Raw genomic sequence first — 256 nt, 5'->3', positions numbered from 1 at the left:
AGCAGAGATGCTTTGGTGCCTTCGGGAACTCTGAGACAGGTGCTGCATGGCTGTCGTCAGCTCGTGTTGTGAAATGTTGGGTTAAGTCCCGCAACGAGCGCAACCCTTATCCTTTGTTGCCAGCGGTTAGGCCGGGAACTCAAAGGAGACTGCCAGTGATAAACTGGAGGAAGGTGGGGATGACGTCAAGTCATCATGGCCCTTACGAGTAGGGCTACACACGTGCTACAATGGCGCATACAAAGAGAAGCGACCT

1 rRNA gene is annotated in these 256 nt (G+C 53.5%); it reads left to right on the top strand.

The features are described from left to right. Nucleotides 1-256 (top strand): 16S ribosomal RNA (locus M8318_RS00075); the annotation flags it as partial.

Source organism: Leclercia tamurae (genome assembly GCF_025566055.1).
GTDB lineage: Bacteria > Pseudomonadota > Gammaproteobacteria > Enterobacterales > Enterobacteriaceae > Enterobacter > Enterobacter tamurae.
The sequence above is the reverse complement of the archived record's forward strand: the minus strand, read 5'-3'. Positions and strand labels throughout refer to the sequence as shown.